This window comes from Kitasatospora sp. NPDC101176 (genome assembly GCF_044768035.1).
Lineage (GTDB): Bacteria > Actinomycetota > Actinomycetes > Streptomycetales > Streptomycetaceae > Kitasatospora.
On the sequence record NZ_JBIWPA010000004.1, the window covers coordinates 343,689 to 361,160 of the forward strand.

Annotated in this window: 16 protein-coding genes; 13 read left to right on the plus strand and 3 right to left on the minus strand. The window is 76.5% G+C overall.

Going from position 1 to position 17,472, the window contains the following annotated elements; all coding sequences use genetic code 11:
- Positions 1-116: 116 nt before the first annotated feature.
- Entirely contained in the window at positions 117-1,124 is a 1,008-nt protein-coding gene (locus tag ACIRS1_RS09275) for an ATP-binding protein (RefSeq protein ID WP_402838095.1), read from the minus strand.
- Positions 1,125-1,343: 219 nt separating this feature from the next.
- Between ACIRS1_RS09275 and ACIRS1_RS09280 the strand changes: the two genes are divergently transcribed.
- Complete coding sequence (locus ACIRS1_RS09280; RefSeq protein WP_402838096.1) at positions 1,344-2,234, plus strand: oxidoreductase; 891 nt, start codon at positions 1,344-1,346, stop codon at positions 2,232-2,234.
- 435 nt (positions 2,235-2,669) lie between these two features.
- Here ACIRS1_RS09280 and ACIRS1_RS09285 read toward each other — a convergent pair whose 3' ends face one another.
- Positions 2,670-3,467 carry an HAD family hydrolase gene (locus ACIRS1_RS09285; RefSeq protein ID WP_402838210.1) on the minus strand — a complete coding sequence of 266 codons (798 nt, stop codon included), beginning with the start codon at positions 3,465-3,467 and terminating at the stop codon, positions 2,670-2,672.
- Positions 3,468-4,294: 827 nt separating this feature from the next.
- Between ACIRS1_RS09285 and ssd the strand changes: the two genes are divergently transcribed.
- From ssd to ACIRS1_RS09320, 7 genes are all read left to right on the plus strand, one after another.
- The gene (ssd, locus tag ACIRS1_RS09290; RefSeq protein WP_402838097.1) at positions 4,295-5,419 is read left to right on the plus strand and encodes a septum site-determining protein Ssd; all 1,125 of its coding nucleotides are present in this window, start codon (positions 4,295-4,297) and stop codon (positions 5,417-5,419) included.
- Positions 5,419-6,780 (plus strand): TadA family conjugal transfer-associated ATPase, encoded by a 1,362-nt coding sequence (locus tag ACIRS1_RS09295; RefSeq protein ID WP_402838099.1) that lies wholly within the window; start codon positions 5,419-5,421, stop codon positions 6,778-6,780. Before ssd ends, ACIRS1_RS09295 begins: the two co-directional genes overlap by 1 nt.
- A gap of 354 nt (positions 6,781-7,134) precedes the next feature.
- The gene (locus tag ACIRS1_RS09300; protein ID WP_402838101.1) at positions 7,135-8,007 is read left to right on the plus strand and encodes a type II secretion system F family protein; all 873 of its coding nucleotides are present in this window, start codon (positions 7,135-7,137) and stop codon (positions 8,005-8,007) included.
- A gap of 23 nt (positions 8,008-8,030) precedes the next feature.
- Positions 8,031-8,777, plus strand: coding sequence for a hypothetical protein (locus ACIRS1_RS09305; protein ID WP_402838103.1), 747 nt, complete (start codon positions 8,031-8,033; stop codon positions 8,775-8,777).
- Positions 8,778-8,950: 173 nt separating this feature from the next.
- Positions 8,951-9,175: a DUF4244 domain-containing protein gene (locus ACIRS1_RS09310; RefSeq protein WP_402838212.1), complete on the plus strand. Its 225-nt coding sequence runs from the start codon at positions 8,951-8,953 to the stop codon at positions 9,173-9,175.
- A 424-nt stretch (positions 9,176-9,599) separates the two neighbouring features.
- Positions 9,600-9,944 (plus strand): TadE family type IV pilus minor pilin, encoded by a 345-nt coding sequence (locus ACIRS1_RS09315; protein ID WP_360217141.1) that lies wholly within the window; start codon positions 9,600-9,602, stop codon positions 9,942-9,944.
- Positions 9,941-10,525 carry an Rv3654c family TadE-like protein gene (locus tag ACIRS1_RS09320; protein ID WP_402838105.1) on the plus strand — a complete coding sequence of 195 codons (585 nt, stop codon included), beginning with the start codon at positions 9,941-9,943 and terminating at the stop codon, positions 10,523-10,525. The genes ACIRS1_RS09315 and ACIRS1_RS09320 overlap by 4 nt, the downstream gene beginning before the upstream one ends.
- Here ACIRS1_RS09320 and ACIRS1_RS09325 read toward each other — a convergent pair.
- Positions 10,520-13,012 carry a DEAD/DEAH box helicase gene (locus ACIRS1_RS09325; RefSeq protein ID WP_402838107.1) on the minus strand — a complete coding sequence of 831 codons (2,493 nt, stop codon included), beginning with the start codon at positions 13,010-13,012 and terminating at the stop codon, positions 10,520-10,522. The two genes, ACIRS1_RS09320 and ACIRS1_RS09325, sit on opposite strands and share 6 nt — an antisense overlap.
- 221 nt (positions 13,013-13,233) lie before the next feature.
- Here ACIRS1_RS09325 and bldG point away from each other — a divergent pair, with 221 nt between their 5' ends.
- The 5 genes from bldG to ACIRS1_RS09350 all read left to right on the plus strand — a co-directional run bounded on the left by bldG (position 13,234) and on the right by ACIRS1_RS09350 (position 17,432).
- Positions 13,234-13,575: an anti-sigma factor antagonist BldG gene (gene bldG, locus ACIRS1_RS09330; protein ID WP_049659132.1), complete on the plus strand. Its 342-nt coding sequence runs from the start codon at positions 13,234-13,236 to the stop codon at positions 13,573-13,575.
- Between the two features lie 161 nt (positions 13,576-13,736).
- Positions 13,737-14,153, plus strand: coding sequence for an ATP-binding protein (locus ACIRS1_RS09335; RefSeq protein ID WP_360217132.1), 417 nt, complete (start codon positions 13,737-13,739; stop codon positions 14,151-14,153).
- A gap of 369 nt (positions 14,154-14,522) precedes the next feature.
- Positions 14,523-14,891: a cyclophilin-like fold protein gene (locus ACIRS1_RS09340; RefSeq protein ID WP_387900704.1), complete on the plus strand. Its 369-nt coding sequence runs from the start codon at positions 14,523-14,525 to the stop codon at positions 14,889-14,891.
- Positions 14,892-14,998: 107 nt separating this feature from the next.
- A complete protein-coding gene (locus tag ACIRS1_RS09345; RefSeq protein WP_402838110.1) occupies positions 14,999-15,748 on the plus strand; it encodes a small secreted protein in 750 nt (249 codons plus the stop codon).
- A gap of 151 nt (positions 15,749-15,899) precedes the next feature.
- Positions 15,900-17,432 (plus strand): methyltransferase, encoded by a 1,533-nt coding sequence (locus ACIRS1_RS09350; RefSeq protein ID WP_402838112.1) that lies wholly within the window; start codon positions 15,900-15,902, stop codon positions 17,430-17,432.
- Positions 17,433-17,472: the final 40 nt, after the last annotated feature.

Sequence of the window (17,472 nt, forward strand, 5' to 3'; positions counted from 1 at the left end):
TGTTGTGCCCGGGGGGGCTTTGGGGGGGGGGGGGGGGGGGGGGGGGGGGGGGGGCGCGGGCGCCGCCCCCCCCCCCCCCGGGGGGGGGGGCCGCGGCCCGTTCGGGTGGTGCGGGGTCAGGCGGGCGCGCCAGCCGGGGCGGGGCGCACGTCGCCGGCTGCCGACCCGTCGAGCACGAAGGCCTCGTCCACCTGGGTCGCCAGGTCGATGCCGACCTTGGCGTTGGCCCAGCTCTCCGCGTTGCGCAGGTGGAAGAGGACGGCCTGCTCGGTGTAGCGGTGCGGGTCCCGCCGGCGGTGCGCCGCCTCGGCCTCGCTCCGCAGCTGCTCCAGCACGGCCCGGTTGGCCGGCTCCAGTGCCCGCAGCGGAGGCTCGGCACCCTGCTCCAGGCGGCGCACCCAGTCCGAGTGCCCGAAGGTGGCGAGCAGGTCGTCGCCGACCTCGCGGCGCAGGAACGCGAGGTCGTCGGGGCCCTGCACCTTGTTGCCGATCACCCGCAGCCGGACGCCGAAGTCGCGGGCGTAGTCCTTGTACTGCCGGTACACGGAGACGCCCTTGCGGGTCGGCTCGGCGATCAGGAAGGTCAGGTCGAAGCGGGTGAACAGCCCGGAGGCGAAGGAGTCCGAGCCCGCCGTCATGTCGGTGACCAGGTACTCGTCGGGGCCGTCCAGCAGGTGGTTGAGCAGCAGCTCCACGGCGCCGACCTTGGAGTGGTAGCAGGCCACGCCGAGGTCCTCCTCGGTGAAGGCGCCGGTGGCCAGCAGGCGGACCGAGCCCTCGTCCAGGGCGATCGGGCGGGCGCAGGCGGCGTAGACCGGGTTCTCCTCGACGATCCGCAGCAGGCGCGAACCGCGGCCGGGCGGCGTGGTCTTGATCATCTCGTCGGCCGAGCGGATCAGCGGGTTGTCGCCGCGCAGGTACTCCTTGATCTCCGGCAGGTGCGCGCCCAGCGAGGGCAGTTCCGCGGCCTGGGCGTCCGTCAGGCCCAGGGCGGGGCCGAGGTGCTGGTTGATGTCGGCGTCGACGGCGATGACCGGCCGGCCGGCGGCGGCCAGGTGGCGGATGAACAGAGCGGACAGCGTGGTCTTCCCGCTGCCGCCCTTGCCGACGAAGGCGATCTTCATCTGGGACTCCGACTCTCGCTCCGGGCCCGCGTGCGGGGCCGCCTGCTCAGGGGTCGCGCCCGCCCGGGGCGCCCTAACTGGAAATCGTTATCGTCTCCGATAGCGGTCATGCTAGCCGGGGTTTGGGCGTGCCCGGTGGAGGGAAGTGAGGATTGCCTCTAAAGGGTGATGCGGGGTTGCTGTTCCGGGAGGGGCCGCCGGTTCATTACTCTCGGGTAGGTGAGCACTGGAACAGATCCCCTCGCCCCGCTGGCCCAGCTCCCCGGGGTGCCCGACGCCGTCGCCGAGGTCCGCAAGGCCGTCGACCGCCTCTACGGCCACCGGGTGATGCGCCGCCGCGCCGCCGAGGTCACCTCCGAGTCCGCGCTGCGCGGCGCCCGCGCGTCGGCGGCGCTGGCCGGGGCGAACTGGCCGCTGGAGGAGGTCCGGCGCCGCAGCGACTTCAGCGCGGACCCGGAGGCCCGCACGGTCGGCGCGGCGCTGCGGATCGCCGCCGAGGCCGGTCAGCTGCTCAGCGTCTGGCGGCACTCGCCGCTCCAGGTGCTGGCCAGGCTCCACCTGCTCGCGGTCGGCGACGCCGACCCGGCGGCCGGGCGGCCCCGCCGGGCGGGCGAGGGCGCGGAGGAGCTGTTCCCGCTGGAGCTGGAGCCGGTGGAGGGCGTCGGGGCCGTCGTGGAGGACGGGCCGCCGCCCGTGCTGCCGCCCGGACCCGGCGCGGAGGAGGTGGCCGCCCGGCTGGACCAGCTCTCCCGGCTGCTGGTGGCGCGCGCGGAGGGCCAGGGCGTGGGGACGCCGGCCCTGGTGGTGGCCTCGGTGGTGCACGGCGAACTGCTCGCCCTGCGCCCGTTCGGCGCGCACAACGGGGTGATCGCGCGGGCCGCCCAGCGGATCGTGCTGCTCGCCGAGGGGCTGGACCCGAAGTCGATCTGCCCGGCCGAGGTCGGGTTCGCGGAGCTCGGCACCGACGCCTACCGGCGGGCCCTGGCCGGCTACCTGGCGGGCACGCCGGAGGGGATGGCGGCCTGGATCGCCCACAGTGGCAGGGCGCTGCGGCTCGGCGTGCGGGAGAGCACGGCGGTCTGCGAGGCGATGCAGCGCGGAATGGTCTGAGCGGCCCGGCGGATCCGCCCGCCGGGGCGTCCCGTCACGGGGGTCGGCGGGCGCGCTCCGGGCACACGGATGCGGCGGCACCTGATACTGCCGGGTGCCGCCGCTGGTGCAGATACCGGGTGACCATGCATGCACCGGAAGTGCCGATCAGACGGGGATCCTGCCCGTTCGTCTGGTCCGGCGGCCCGACAGCGGGTCGGCTGCATGTGGGTGCTCGGCTATCTGTACACGCGGTCCGTGGGGCCTGAACTGCGTTGTCGGTTTGACCTCTTCAGGTCCTGACCGGGTCTCGCGGGCCGTGCTTCCTTTGTATCGCGTTTCGGGCGAAAGGGGAACCCGAAACGAGAAGTCTGTGCCAATTGCCCGATTCGCCCGGAACTCCGGGCGGGGAGGAGAGCCGGGCCGGCCCGACCGGGCCCGACCGGACCGGTCCGGTCAGGCCGTCGGACGGCGCCGGCGGGCCAGGTGCCAGATCACCCCGGCCGTCACCGCGGCCGCCCCGACCGCCACGGCGGTCAGCACCGAGCCGCTCGGCGCGGAGAACTCCGGGAGCCGCCGCCGCAGTTCCACCGGCCGGTCGAAGACCAGCACCGGCCACTCCCGGGCCTGCGCCTCCTTGCGCAGAGCGCGGTCCGGGTTGACGGCCGACGGGTGGCCGACGGCCTCCAGCAGCGGCAGATCGGTGGAGGAGTCGCTGTAGGCGTAGGACTCGGTCAGGTCGTAGCCCTCGGACGCGGCCAACTCCCGGATGGCGGAAGCCTTGTTCTCGGCGTACGCGTAGTACTCGATCTCGCCGGTGTAGCAGCCGTCCTCGACCTTGAGCCGGGTGGCGATCACGTGGTCGGCACCCAGCAGCGCGCCGATCGGCTCGACCACCTCGGAGCCGGAGCTGCTGACGATCACCACGTCCCGCCCCGCCGCGTGGTGCTGCTCGATCAGCGAGGCGGCCTCGTCGTAGATGATCGGGTCGATCAGGTTGTGCAGGGTCTCCGCGACGATCTCGCGGACCTGCTGGACGTTCCAGCCGCGGGTGAGCGAGGAGAGGTACTCGCGCATCTTCTCCATCTGGTCGTGGTCCGCGCCGCCGACCAGGAAGACGAACTGGGCGTACGCGCTGCGCAGGACGGCCCGACGGTTGATCAGGCCGCCCTGGTAGAAGGGGCGGCTGAAGGCCAGCGCGCTGGACTTGGCGATGATGGTCTTGTCCAGGTCGAAGAAGGCCGCCGTTCGCAGCCCGCCCGGCCGGGGGGCGACGGCTGAGGGGGTCCGCTCGGGCCCGGTGGCCTCGCCCGGGGACTCGTCGGCGCGGTCGTCGGCGTTCTCGGTGGTGTCCACGGGAACCGAGGATAGAGGGAGCCACAAAACAGGCGGCCATTCGGCGTACTCGCGGGCGTGCGGGTTTGTGTTTCTGGCCGCTCGGGTACACCATGGAAGTCACGGATCGTTCGCGACCGTGCTAACCCGGTCCGGCTCCTCCCCCCCCGAGTCGGGCTGTGGATAGACGACCCCCGCTCTCCCCCCCGGCGGGGGTCGTCGCACGTCCGGGCCCATTTTCAGGGCCTGAAGGCCGCTCGCCGCGGGTGCCGCGCCGGCCGACCGGGCGGTGTACAGGGGGTGTCGACACTTCGGCCCATCGGCCCCCTTTCGTCACTCTGCGTCGCTGATTGCTCATGGCTGCCGCTGCCGGCCCGACCGGTTCCCGCCGGCGGTCCGGGGCGGTCGCGGAGGCGTGCCGCGGGACTCGTGGAGCCGCCGCGACCTGCCGCGGGGCGGGGCGGGCCGGGGTTCCGGTTCGGCCCGGTGATCCCCGATCGTCAATTCTTTGTCGAATAGCCCCCCGCCCGGGTGAACGTTTTCATCCACAGCCCCCGAGTTGTCCACAGGGATTCGGAACGTGGATGACGGAAACCGGATCTCCCCCCACCGTGATGGTCGGCGGCGGTCGCCAGGCGGATCCCATCCCCTTCCTCTCCCGGGGCCCGTCAGGCGGCCGCTCGCCGCAACCGTCCGACGTGCGCCGTCGGCCGCCCCGGCGGCCCGCGGCGCGGAGGGGAGCCACCATGTCGACGCCGATCGCCGACCACACCACCACCGAGGGGCCCGGGCCCGACGGCCCGCTCGTCGTCACCGAGGACGCGGGGCTGGCCGAGCACCTGCTGCGGGTCTGCGCGGCCGCCGGTACGGAGCCCCGGCTGATCCGGGCCGCCCCGCCGCCGCGCGAACTCTGGGAGGGCGCCCCGCTGGTCCTGGTCGGGGACGACCAGGCGGCCCGGTGCGCCGGGCTCGGCCGCCGCGCCGGAGTGCTGCTGCTCGGCCTCGACCTCGACGACCCCGGCGTCTGGGTCAGGGCCGTCCAACTCGGCGCCGAGCACGTGCTGTTCCTGCCCGACGCCGAGGCCTGGCTGCTCGACCGGATCGCCGACGCGGCCGAGGGCGTGGGCTCGCCGGCGCTCACCGTCGCCGTGCTCGGCGGCCGCGGCGGGGCCGGTGCCTCGACACTGGCCTGCGCCCTCGCCGTCACGGCCGCGCGGGCCGGCCGGCGGGCCATGCTCATCGACGGCGATCCCCTGGGCGGCGGCATCGACGTCCTGCTCGGCGGCGAGACGGCCCGGGGGCTGCGCTGGCCGGACCTCGCCGCCTCGCGCGGCAGGGTCAGCGGGGCCGAACTGGCCCGGGCGCTGCCGGTGCTCAGGAGGCTCTCCGCGCTCTCCTGCCTGTCCTGGGACCGCGGCGACATGCTGACCGTGCCCCCGGAGGCCATGCGCAGCGTGCTGGCCGCCTCCAGACGGCGCGGCGGGCTGGTGGTGGTCGACGTGCCGCGCCACCTCGACGCGGCCGCCGGGCAGGCCCTGGAGCAGTCCGACCTCGCGCTGCTGGTGGTGCCGGCCGAACTGCGCGCGGTGGCCGCCGCCGACCGGGTCGCCGCGGCGGCGCGGATGAGGCTCGCGGACGTCCGGGCCGTGGTGCGGTCGCCGCGGGCCTCCGGGCTCCCGGCGCACCGGATCGCCCGCGGGCTGCGGATGGAGCTCGCGGGGGAGTTGGGGCCCGAACCCGGGCTGGCGGAGGACGCCGAGAAGGGCGTCCCGCCGGGGATCCGTGAGGGCGGTCCGCTCGCCCGCTTCTGCGGGGCCTTCCTGAACGAGGTGCTGCCGCCGGTTCCGGCGGTCGGAGGAGGTGTCTACTGATGGTCCGTCTGCGCAGAACGGGATCCGCGAGCGGGCCGCCGGGTGGCGGTGACGGCCCGCGGGAGCGGCGCCCGCTCAGGAGCGTCCCGCCGCTCGGCGGGCCGCCCGAGGCGGGGCCCCGGCCCTGTCCCTACGGGCGGACGGCCCGGGAGGAACGGACGGCGGCCCTGGTGGACGCGGTGCGGCTGCGGCTGGCCGAGTCGGGCGCCGCCCCGACGGCGGGGTCGGTCGCGGCGGTGCTGCGGGCCACCCGGCCGCCGCTCGGCGGGGACGAAGTCCTGGACACCGTGCGCTCGCTGCGCGCCGAACTGGTGGGTGCGGGCCCGCTGGAGCGGCTGCTGGCGGCGCCCGACGTCACGGACGTCCTGGTGAACGGTCCGGACGAGGTGTGGGTCGACCGCGGCGGGGGCCTGGACCGGGCCACCGGGATCCGCTTCGCCGATGCCGAGGCGGTGCGGCGGCTGGCGCACCGGCTGGCCACCGCGGCCGGTCGGCGGCTGGACGACGCGCGGCCCTGGGTGGACGCCCGGCTGCCGGACGGTACCCGGCTGCACGCCGTGCTGCCGCCGATCGCGGCCGGCTGCACGCACATCTCGCTGCGGGTCTGCCGGCCCCGGCCGTTCACGCTCGACGAGCTGGTCGCCGGCGGGGCGCTGCCGCCCGAGGGCGCCGAGCTCCTGGCCGGCGTGCTGCGGGCCCGGCTCTCGCTGCTGGTCTCCGGGGGGACGGGCACGGGCAAGACCACGCTGCTCGCGGCCCTGCTCGGGCTGGTCGGGCCCGCGGAGCGGATCGTCGTGGCCGAGGACTCGGCCGAGCTGCTACCGGACCATCCGCACGTGGTCCGACTGCAGAGCAGACCGCCCAACCAGGAGGGGCGGGGCGAGCTCACCCTGCGGGATCTCGTCCGGCAGGCGCTGCGGATGCGCCCGGACCGGCTGGTGATCGGGGAGGTCCGCGGGGCCGAGGTGTCGGACCTCCTCGCCGCGCTGAACACCGGGCACGAGGGCGGGTGCGGCACCGTTCACGCCAACACGGCGGCGGACGTGCCGGTCCGGCTCGAGGCGCTGGGAGCGCTCGCGGGGCTCGACCGGCCCGCCCTGCACAGCCAACTCCGTTCCGCGCTCGACCTGGTGGTGCACCTGGTCCGGGAGCCGGGGTCGGGGCGGCGCCGGGTGGCGGAGATCCACACCCTGGTGGCCGGTCGGGACGGCCTGGCCGTCACCAGCCCCGCGGTGGAGTTCCCGGCGGCCGGGGGCCTGGTCCCCGGGGCGGGCTGGGAGCGGTTGGTGGGCCTGCTGGCGGCACGCGGGGTGTCGTTCCCGGCCGGGCGGGTCGGGCCGCCCGTGCGGGGGCCGTCGTGACGGCGGCGCCGGGGTCGGCGGGAGCCGTCGTGCGGGCGGCGGAACTCGCGCCGCCCCTGTTGCCGGGCGGGTGTGCGACGGGCGCCCCGGAGCTGCCGGGGGCGTGGGGTCGCAGGGGTCGACGAGAGGGAGGTACCTGAGGTGATGGATCGTCAAACGGCTTTCTGGTGGTCGGCGGTGTTGTGCCTGCCGGCCGCCGCCGGGTGGTGGGCGGTGCAGGGCCGCGTGCCGGGCGGGCGGCGTCGCGGGTTGGTGCCGGCAGGTGGTGGTCCACCGTCCGGGCCTGTGCCCGGGCCGCCCTTCGGTTTCCCGCCCGGTTTCCCGCCCGGGTCTCCGGTCGGCGTTCTCCCCGGCGTGCGGCCGGGGAGCCCGGGCGCGGGGCGCCGGTGGTGGTGGGCGGCCGGCCGGGCGGCGCCCGAACTGCTCCTGCTGGTGGCGGGATCGGTCGCCGGGCTGGCCACCGACTCCCCGGTGCCGGTGCTCGCCGGGCTGTTCGCGGTGCTGCCGCTGCGGCGGTGGCGGCAGCACCGGCGGCTGGCGGCGGAGGCGCGGCGGCGTGCGGCCGCCGTGGTGGAGCTCTGCGCCGGGCTGGCCGGGGAGTTGCGCGGCGGGGCGACACCGGAGCAGGCGCTGCACCTGGTCACCGTCCGGATCGCGGCCGAACCGGACGGGCCGCGTCGCCTCGGCGAGGAGGCGGTGGCGCGGCTCGCGGCGGGCCGGTACGGCGGGGACGTCCCCGCCGCGCTCCACCTGCTCGCCGAACTGCCGGGCGGGAGCGGGGCGTCGGCGATCGCGGCCTGTTGGCGGGTCGCCTCCGACGGCGGCTCGCAGCTGGCCGCCGCCCTGGACCGGGTGGCCGAGGCGCTGCGCGGCGAGCAGGCGCTGGCGGAGGAGGTCGCCGGGGAGTTGGCGGGGCCCCGGGCCACGATCGCCGTCCTGGCGGCCCTGCCGGCCGCCGGGCTGCTGCTGGGCGCGGCGCTCGGGGCCCGGCCGGTGGACGTCCTGCTGCACACGCCCGCGGGACTGGGCTGCCTGGCGGCCGGGGCGGTGCTGGAGGTCCTGGGGGTGCTCTGGACGGTCCGCATCGTCCGGGCGGCCACCAGGGGCGCGTTGGCGTCCCCTGGAGCGCCAGGGGCGTCCCGGAGGGCCGTCGGCCCCCGGGGCGGCGGCCGGGGCTGCGGGATCGCGCGGGTGCGGGCACCCGGACCGGGCGTGGTGTCGCCGTGACGCGGGGGCGGCCGGTCCCCGGGTTGCCGGCAGCGATCGGGCTCCCGGTGCCCCGGCGGGCGCGGTGGGGCGGGGTGCTCGCCCGGGCCCGGGCGGGCGGAAGGGGGTGGGAGGCGCCGGCGGCGCGGGCCGGGCCGTCGGTCGGAGGCGGCCGGGGGCGACGGCGGCGGGCCTCCCTGGCGGTCGGTGCCGGGGCCGGTGCGGCGCTGCTGCTGGGCGGGGTCGTCGGGGTGGTCGTCGGGGCCCTGACGACGGCGGGCACGTACTGGTGGTCGGCCCGGATGCCCTCGCCCGTGGACCGGCGGGCGGCGCTGGAGGAGGACCACCTGGCGCGGCAACTTCCCCTGGGTGCGGAACTGTTGGCGGCCTGCCTCGGGTCGGCGGCCTCGCCCTCCGCGGCGGTGTCCGCGGTCGGCCGGAGCCTGGGCGCACCGATCGGGCCCCGGCTGGTCGCCCTCGGCGGCGAACTCGCCCTGGGGGCGCCGCCGGAACTGTGCTGGACCCGGCTGGGCGAGCAGCACCCGGCGCTGGCACCGCTGGCGCGCTGCCTGGTGCGGACGAGCCTCGGCGGGGTGCCGGTGGCCGGGCCGCTGGTCGGGCTCGCGCAGGCCCAGCGGTCGGCGGCCGCCCGGTCCGCCCGGGCCGGGGTCCGCCGGGCGGGGGTGTTCGCGACCGCTCCGCTCGGGCTCTGCTTCCTGCCGGCCTTCGTGCTGATCGGCGTGGTGCCGGTGGTCATCGGCCTCACCGCGCGCTTCACCCAGGGCATGTGAACGGCGGCCGGCACCGACCCGGTACCAGCGGCGTGCGACGACCGGATCCACGGCGGCTTCGACCGCTGGATCGACATCGGAGACAGGAGAGGTCCATGACGGCAGTGACGGCAGTGACGACAGCGGCAGCGGTGACGACAGGGGTGACGGCGGAGACAGGGGTGACGGCGGAGATGTCGGTGACGGCGACGGGGTCCGGTTCCGGGCGGGCGCCCCGGCGGTCGCCGGCGGCGTGGCGGCGCCGGCGGCGGTCGGACGCCGGGATGACCACGGCGGAGTACGCCGTGGGCACCCTGGGCGCCTGCGCGCTCGCCGCGGGCCTGTACAAGGTGGTGACCAGCGCGACGTTCACGGCGGCGCTGACCGAGGTGCTGGAGCGGGCCCTTCATGCGACCTAGGACCTGTCGTCGGACCCGCGCCTGCGGGGCGGCGTCGGGGCGCGCGCTCCCACGGCCTTCGGCCGGGGGTACCCCCGACTCGCGTTGTCGCCGGTCGGCGGCACCCCACGGCCGTCGGCCGTGGGGTGCCCCCACCGCAGTGGCTCTCCCCCGGCCCGGCGGCCGGGAAGTGCCCCCGTCCTCCGCTTGGCGGTCCACACACCCCGGTGCCGCCCCGCCCGCCCTCCGGGCGGACGACGGGGGTGCGAAGACGGACCCTGGGGGGCCTCGTCGGACCGGAGTGCCCCGGCACGGGCGCGGAGGCGTGGGCCCGAGGACGGATCCAGAGGTCCGCCGGGCCCACCGGGCCGCCCGGTGGCGGTGGTCGCGACCGAGCGGGCGGCGGTGGCGGGGCGACGCCGGATTCGTCACGGCTGAGACGGCGGTGGCGCTGCCGGCCCTGGTGCTGCTCGCGGCGCTGCTGATCTGGGGCGTGCTGGCGGCCGCCGCGCAGATCCGCTGTGTGGACGCGGCGCGGGTCGGGGCGAGGGCGGCCGCCCGCGGGGAGGTGGACGCCGCCGGGCTCGCCCGTGCGGCGGCTCCACCGGGGGCGCGGGTGCGGGTGGAGCTGGCGGCCGACGTGGTGCGGGTCGAGGTCGACGCGCCGTGCGCGGCGCCGGGCCGGCTCGGCGGCCTGCTCGCGGTACGGCTGGGCGCGGCCGCCGTGGCGGCCAGGGAGGACACCCTCGTGGGCGCGGCCGGAGGGCCGATCGGAGGTGGTGGCGCATGAACGGGCCGAACGGGCCGGCGATGCCGAACGGACTGAACGGGCTGGGTGGGCCGGCCGGACGGGCGGTGGGGCGCTCGGCGGTGGGGTGGCCGGCGGTGGTCTGGCCGGCGGCGCGGGGCCTGGCACGGGCCCGAACCGCCCGGGCCGCCGCCCTCGGCGGGCGCGGGCCGGACGCCGGCTCGGCGACGGTCTGGCTGCTCGCCCTGGCGGTGCTGGGCACCGCGGTGTTCGCCGGGACGGTCGCGGTCGGGGCCGCGGTCACCGCCCGGCACCGGGCCGAGTCGGCCGCCGACCTGGGCGCCCTCGCGGCCGCCGACCGGCTGCTGCTGGACGGGGACGGCGGGTGCGGGCGGGCCGCGGGGATCACCGCGGCCCAGGGTGCCGCACTGGTGTCCTGCACGGTGGACCGCGACGCCGACGCCGTCGAGGTGGTGACCGAGGTGGCTCCCCGCGGGCTCCCGGCAGGTCTGCCGGTCGGCCCTGCCCGGGCGCGGGCCCGGGCCGGACCGGTGCGGGCCGCGGTCACCGCCACCGAGGACGGTTTCGGCGGGGCGACCGCCGCACCGGTGGCGGGGTCATGAACCGGCCGGCCCCGTGCCGTCGGCGTCGTCCGGGGGGTCGTCCGGGGCGGTGTCCGGCCCGGAGCCCACCGCGGAGCCGCCGGACGGGGCAGTCGGGTCCGCCGGGTCCTCCGGTCGCTGCTGGTCCGCCCCGTCCGCCGCCCTGTCCGCCGCGCTCGCCCCGTCCGCCGGGCCGGGGGCGCCGGACAGCAGGACGTCCAGGAGCCGGATGGCGGCCGCCTTGTCCAGCGGTTCGTTCCCGTTGCCGCACTTCGGGGACTGGACGCAGGAGGGGCAGCCGCGCTCGCACTCGCAGGAGGCGATGGCGGTGCGGGTGGCCGTCAGCCACTCGACGGCCCGTCGGAAGCCGCGTTCGGCGAAGCCGGCCCCGCCCGGGTGGCCGTCGTAGACGAACACCGTGGGCAGTCCGGTGTCGGGGTGCAGCGGGACGGAGACGCCGCCGATGTCCCAGCGGTCGCAGGTGGCGAAGAGCGGCAGCAGGCCGATCGAGGCGTGCTCGGCGGCATGGGCGGCGCCGGGCAGCCGGTCGAGCGGGATGTCCGCGTCGAGCAGCTGGTCCTCGGTGACGGACCACCAGACCGCGCGGGTGCGCAGGGTGCGGGGCGGCAGGTCGAGCTTGCTCTCGCCCATGATCTCCCCGGTGGAGATCCGCTTCCGGAGGTAGCCGACCACCTGGTTGACGACCTCCACCGAACCGAAGGTGAGCCGCCCCTCGCCCCACTCGACGGTGGTGTCGGTGCCCAGCACGGAGATGGAGGTGACGTCGCGGGCGGACGTGGTGTACGGCGGATCGGCGGCCTCGACCAGGGCGACCGAGTTCTCCAGGTCGAGCTCCCGGACCAGGAAGGTGCGCCCCTGGTGGAGGTGTACGGCCCCGGTGTGCACGGTGGTGTGGGCGGCCGCGGCGTCCACCGTGCCGAGCAGCCGACCGGTGTCGGCCTCGACGATCTGCACCGGGTCGCCGCCGCTGCCGCGCAGGTCGACGGCGTCGGCCGCGCGCTCGCGGCGGGTCCAGTACCAGGAGCCGTCGCTGCGCCGGCGCAGCAGTCCGCGTCGCTCCAGGACCGGCAGCAGGGGAGCGGTGGACGGCCCGAACAGGTCCAGGTCGGCGTCCGTGAGCGGGAGTTCGGCGGCGGCCGCGCACAGGTGCGGGGCGAGGACGTGGGGGTTGTCGGGGTCGAGCACGGTGGCCTCGACGGGCGCCGCGAACAGTGCCTCCGGGTGGTGCACCAGGTAGGTGTCCAGCGGGTCGTCCCGGGCGATCAGGACGGCCAGCGCGCCCTGCGCCTCGCGGCCCGCGCGCCCGGCCTGCTGCCAGAGCGAGGCCCGGGTGCCGGGGTAGCCGGCCATCAGGACGGCGTCGAGCCCGGAGACGTCGACGCCGAGTTCGAGCGCGGAGGTGGAGGCGACCCCGAGCAGCCGGCCCGACTGCAGGGCGCGCTCCAGCGCCCGGCGTTCGTCGGCGAGGTATCCGCCGCGGTAGGCGGCCACCCGCTCGGCGAGCGGCCGCCCGAGCTGGTCCTGGGCCTGCAGGGCGACCAGTTCGGCGGCCCGGCGGGAGCGGACGAAGACGACGGTGCGGGTCTGCTGCTCCACGAGGTCGGTCAGCAGGTGCGCGGCCTCGGCGGTGGCGGTGCGGCGGACGGGCGCGCCGTGCTCGCCGACGTTCTCGGTCAGCGGCGGCTCCCAGAGGCCGAAGACCATCGGTCCGCGCGGCGAGGCGTCCTCGGTGACGGCCCGGGCGGGCAGCCCGGTCAGGCGCTCCGCGGTGGCGGCCGGGTCGGCGGTGGTGGCGGAGGCGAGCAGGAAGGTGGGTGACGACCCGTAGCGGGCGCAGACGCGGCGCAGCCGCCGCAGCACCTGGGCGACGTGCGAGCCGAACACGCCCCGGTAGGCGTGGCACTCGTCGACCACCACGTAGCGCAGCACCTTGAGGAAGGAGGACCAACGGGCGTGGGCGGGCAGGATGCCGCGGTGCAGCATGTCAGGGTTGGTGAGCACGTACGAGGCGTACTGGCGGACCCACTCGCGCTCCTCGGGCGGGGTGTCCCCGTCGTACAGGGCGGCCCGGACCCGGGGCGGGGCGAGTTCGGCCGCCCGGCGGCGCTGGTCGGCGGCGAGCGCCTTCGTCGGGGCCAGGTAGAGGGCGGTCGCGCCGCGGCCGTTGCGGGCCTCGGTGCCGTCCAGCAGGTCGCTGAGCACCGGGGCCAGGTAACCGAGCGACTTGCCCGAGGCGGTGCCTGTGGCGATCACCACAGTCTGACCGGTTTTGGCCAGTTCCATCGCTTCTGCCTGGTGCGCCCAGGGCTGTTCCACCCCGACCTCGTGCGCGGCGGCCACGATCTCCGCCCGGATCGATCCGGGCCAGGGTGCATAACGTGCAGGTCGGGCGGGAAGGTGCTCCGTATGGGTGAGCCGGTCGGACCGCCCTCTGCTGGTGGACAGGGTCGTGAGCAGTGCCTCGGGCAGGCTGTGTCGGGGCGGCATGGGGACCCAGTGTGTCACCGGCGTGACGGAGAATCGTCGTAAGCCATCGTGCGGTCATGGTCACAGGTGGTTGAATGTGGCCGTGACGGCCGGATGGCCGTGGGTCGCAGCGCCGGGGTTCGCCACGCGTTGCTGGGCGTGCCCGGGCTCGCGACCATGCGGTGGCGGCTGCCCGGCCGAGGATCGCACATGACGTAGCAAGGCAAGGTGCTGGAGGTTCCGTGGACCTGTCCCTGTCGACCCGTTCAGTCGGCGATCGTACGGTCGTCGAGGTTGGCGGCGAGATCGATGTGTACACCGCCCCGAAGCTGCGGGAGCAGCTGGTCGAGCTCGTCAACGACGGCAAGTACCACCTCGTCGTCGACATGGAAGGCGTGGACTTCCTCGACTCGACCGGCCTGGGTGTGCTGGTGGGCGGTCTGAAGCGGGTGCGCGCCCACGAGGGCTCGCTGCGCCTCGTCTGCAACCAGGAGCGCATCCTGAAGATCTTCCGCATCACCGGCCTGACCAAGGTCTTCCCGATCCACACCTCGGTGGACGACGCGGTCAACGCGACCGACTGACGCGGCCGGGCCGGCCCGCGGGCCGGCCCGTTCGTTTCCACGCGTCCGGGTGCGCCGGGGTCTCGACGGCCCCGGCGCCCACCCGGCCGCCCGGGGCCGGTTCGACCGGCCCGCAGGGGCCGCACTGCCGGCCCTTGGCCGGAGCACCCCGAGGGGGAGAGATGGCAACCGTCGAACTTCGATTCAGCGCGCTTCCCGAGCACGTGCGGACGGCCAGGCTGGTCGCCGCGGCCGTCGCGAGACGGGCCGGGGTCGACGAGTCGGTGCTCGACGAGGTGCGCCTCGCGGTCGGCGAGGCGTGCTCCCGTGCGGTCGGCCTGCACCAGCGCGGTGGTGTCGGCGGCACGGTCCGGGTCGCGTTGACCGACCAGGAGAAGCGTTTCCTCATCGAGGTCGAGGACGAGGCCGGTCCGGTCGGCGTCCCGGCCTCCGGGGCCGCCGAGGGCGACCCGGACGAGGACACCCTGGGCCTCGCGGTGATCACCGGCCTGGTCGAGGACCTGGAGGTCACCGACGGCGCCGAGGGCGGTCTGATCCGGATGAGCTGGCCGCTCTCCGTCGAGTCCGTCGCGGTCTGACCGGCCGTCCGCGCCGGTCCGCGCCGGTCCGTACCGGCCTGCGCCGGTCCGCGGTCTCCTGCGGCCCTTCCCGGCCCTCCGCCGCCACGCCCGTCACCGAACGCCCCACAGCCCTGCGGTCCGTACCGCCCCCGCACGGCCCCTGCGGTCGTACGGCCCGCACGGCCCCTGCGTCTGAACGGCCCCGCACGGCTCGTGCGCCCGTGCCCGGTGCGATCGGTACGGGCCGCTCGGCCGCCGCTCGCGGAGCGGTCGCGCGGTGGTCCAGTCCCTGGGAACGCGTTGACAAACCGTCGCGCACGGCGATTCGCTGCTTCCGGCACGACCGGCTCCGATCACTGATCGGACCTGTCGCGGAAGAAGAAGAGCATGCGGATCCGCATCCTGTGGCCGGCCGGTCAGGCCACCGCCACGCTGGCGACCACGCCCACCGCCGAGGCGCTCTGGGCCGAGCTGCCGATCAGTTCCTCGGCCAGCACCTGGGGCGAGGAGGTCTACTTCGGCACGCCCGTCAGCGTGCCGCGCGAGGCCGGCGCCCGGCAGGTCGTCGAGCCCGGCACGGTCGCCTTCTGGACGGACGGCGACAGCCTCGCGCTGCCCTACGGGCCGACGCCGATCGCGCGCGACGGCGAGTGCCGGCTGGCCAGCCCCTGCAACGTCCTCGGCGCCCTGGACGGGGACGCCCGGGTGCTGCGCACCGTCCGGCCCGGTGACCCGATCCGGGTCGAACGCGCCTGAGCGGGCGCCGGGGCGGGCGGGCGGCGGCCGGAGCCGGGAACCGGGGTGCGGGTGACGGCCGTGTAGGTTCGACGACCGAAGACGACCGAACCGAAAGGCTTCTCCCGGTGAACAAGCGACTGCTGGCCGTACCCGCCCTCGGCGCGCTGCTCGCGTTCGGCGCCGTCGGCTGCGGCGACGACAACGCCAAGCAGCTGGAGTCCTGGGCGTCCAACGTCTGCGGGGCGGCCAAGGACCCGATCGCCCAGGCGCAGACGGCCCTCGCCGACACCGGCCAGGTGAAGACCGGTGAGGTCCCGGCCGATCTGCAGAAGCGGCTCTCCGCCGACATCGGGCGGCTGGCCAAGACCAACCAGGACATCGCGGCGGCCATCAACTCGGCCGGTGCGCCCAAGGTGGACTCCGGCGCGAACCTGCAGCAGGACACCGTCGCCGAGCTGACCAAGGCGGCCGACGGCTACCAGGACGTCCAGAAGAAGCTGGACGCGCTGCCCAACGACGACCAGGCGAAGTTCGCGGACGGGCTGCGCAGCGTCGCTGACCAGGTGCAGAAGCTGGCCTCGCTCTCCACCCAGGCGCAGGCCAAGCTGCAGCGCGGCGAGCTCGGTGCGGCGATGGCGAAGCAGGATGGCTGCAAGCCAGGGGCCGCCGCGGCCCCGAGCGGCGGCGCGACCGGCTCGCCGGACGCCGGGGCGACCGGGGCGACGGGTTCGCCGGCGGCGACCCCCGCGCCGGGTGCGACCGACGGCGCCGGCGCGTCCGGTTCCCCCGCCGCGGGCTCCCCCTCCGCCGGTGCCACCGGTGCTCCGGCCTCGCCGCCGGCCGGCCCGGGCAGCCCGGCGCCCAGCGCGAGCTGACCCCGGGACCGGTCCCGCGCCGGTCCGGTACCGGCCCCGCACCGGCCCCGGAACCGCAGCCCCTGCGGGCTTCGGGGCCCGGCCCCGAAGCCCCGCCGCCGGGCGGCCCGGTGCGGCGGCCGGGGCCCGTGGGGCGGGGGACAATGGCGGGGTGACCAGTAGCCCCGTTCTCGACCTGACCCGCCTCGCCAAGCTGCGGGAGGCGTTGCTCGCCGCCTCGTTCACCGCCGACGGGTGCCTCGACCTGCTCGGGCCCACCGGGTACGCGGCGCTGGCCCGCAGCGAGGCGGTGCCCGCGCTGCGCGCGACCCGGGGCGGCAGCCCGCTGGAGACCCTGGTGCGGCTGTTCCTGCTGCAGCAGCCGGTGCCGTACCGGGCGGCGGCCGCGGCGCTGCCGGTGGAGGACTGTCTGGCCGACGGCTGGCTGCGCCCCGACGGTGACCGGGTGCGAGCCACGGTGGACGTCCGGCCGTACGCCAACGAGGTGGCCGGCCTGCCCAGTTCGGACGCCTGGGTGGTCTCCGACCTGGGCTGCGCGGTGGGCGGCGCGGGCGGCATCGGCTCCGGCGAGACCGCGCACGGGGTGGCCCGCAGGGACCTGGTGCTGGGGGTCGGCGGCGCGTCGACCACGCTGGCCAACGTCACCGTGCGCCGCCCCGTCCGGGCCGCGCTGGACCTCGGTTCGGGCTCCGGCGTGCAGGCGCTGCACGCGGCCCGGCACGCCCAGCGGGTGACCGCCACCGACCTGAACCCGCGTGCGCTGCGCTTCACCGAGCTGACCCTGGCGCTGTCCGGTTTCGACCACGCCGAGGCGCTCGCCGGGAGCCTCTTCGAGCCGGTCGGGGAGCGGAGGTTCGACCTGATCGTCTCCAACCCGCCGTTCGTGATCTCGCCGGCCGGCCGGTTCACCTACCGGGACGGCGGCATGGCGGGCGACGACCTGTGCCGCAGCCTGGTCCGCTCGGCCGCCGCCCACCTGGAGCCGGGCGGCTACTGCCAGTTGCTCGCCAACTGGCAGCACGTCAAGGGCGAGGACTGGCACGAGCGGCTGGCCGGCTGGGTGGCCGGCACCGGGCTGGACGCCTGGATCGTCCAGCGCGAGGTCCAGGACCCGGCCCAGTACGCGGAGTTGTGGCTGCGGGACGGCGGCGACCACCGCGGCCCCGGCGGTGACTACCAGGCCCGCTACGGCGAGTGGCTGGACGCCTTCGAGGCGGGCGGGGTCGAGGGCGTCGGCATGGGCTGGATCACCCTGCGGGCGAGCGGCGCCGAGCGCCCGACCGTCCGGGTGGAGGAGTGGCCGCACCCGGTGGAGCAGCCGCTCGGCCCGCACATCGAGGAGTGGTTCGACCGGCAGGACTTCCTGCGCTCGCACGACGACGCGGGCCTGCTCGCGGCCCGGTACGTGCTGGCCGACGAGGTGGTGCAGGAGCAGGTCGGCGCGCCGGGCGCGGAGGACCCGGAGCACGTGATCCTGCGTCACAACCGAGGCATGCGGCGGGCCACCAAGGTGGACACGGTGGGTGCCGGTTTCGTCGGGGTCTGTGACGGGACGCTGTCGGCGGGCGAGATCGTGGACGCCATCGCGCAGCTGCTCGGCGAGGACCGGGTGGTGCTGCGCGACCGGGTGCCGGAGTCGCTGCGGCTGCTGACCGAGCAGGGCTTCGTCCGCCCGGTGGGCTGACCGGGGCCGCGGGCCCCGGAGGAGGGGCGGCGGGGTGCCC

Coding starts and splice junctions, on each gene's coding strand:
- ACIRS1_RS09335 (WP_360217132.1), top strand. CDS start 13,737: ATGGCAACCGTCGAACTTCGATTCAGCGCGCTTCCCGAGCACGTGCGG.
- ACIRS1_RS09275 (WP_402838095.1), bottom strand. CDS start 1,124: ATGAAGATCGCCTTCGTCGGCAAGGGCGGCAGCGGGAAGACCACGCTG.
- ACIRS1_RS09310 (WP_402838212.1), top strand. CDS start 8,951: ATGTCGGTGACGGCGACGGGGTCCGGTTCCGGGCGGGCGCCCCGGCGG.
- ACIRS1_RS09295 (WP_402838099.1), top strand. CDS start 5,419: ATGGTCCGTCTGCGCAGAACGGGATCCGCGAGCGGGCCGCCGGGTGGC.
- ssd (WP_402838097.1), top strand. CDS start 4,295: ATGTCGACGCCGATCGCCGACCACACCACCACCGAGGGGCCCGGGCCC.
- ACIRS1_RS09320 (WP_402838105.1), top strand. CDS start 9,941: ATGAACGGGCCGAACGGGCCGGCGATGCCGAACGGACTGAACGGGCTG.
- ACIRS1_RS09325 (WP_402838107.1), bottom strand. CDS start 13,012: ATGCCGCCCCGACACAGCCTGCCCGAGGCACTGCTCACGACCCTGTCC.
- ACIRS1_RS09340 (WP_387900704.1), top strand. CDS start 14,523: ATGCGGATCCGCATCCTGTGGCCGGCCGGTCAGGCCACCGCCACGCTG.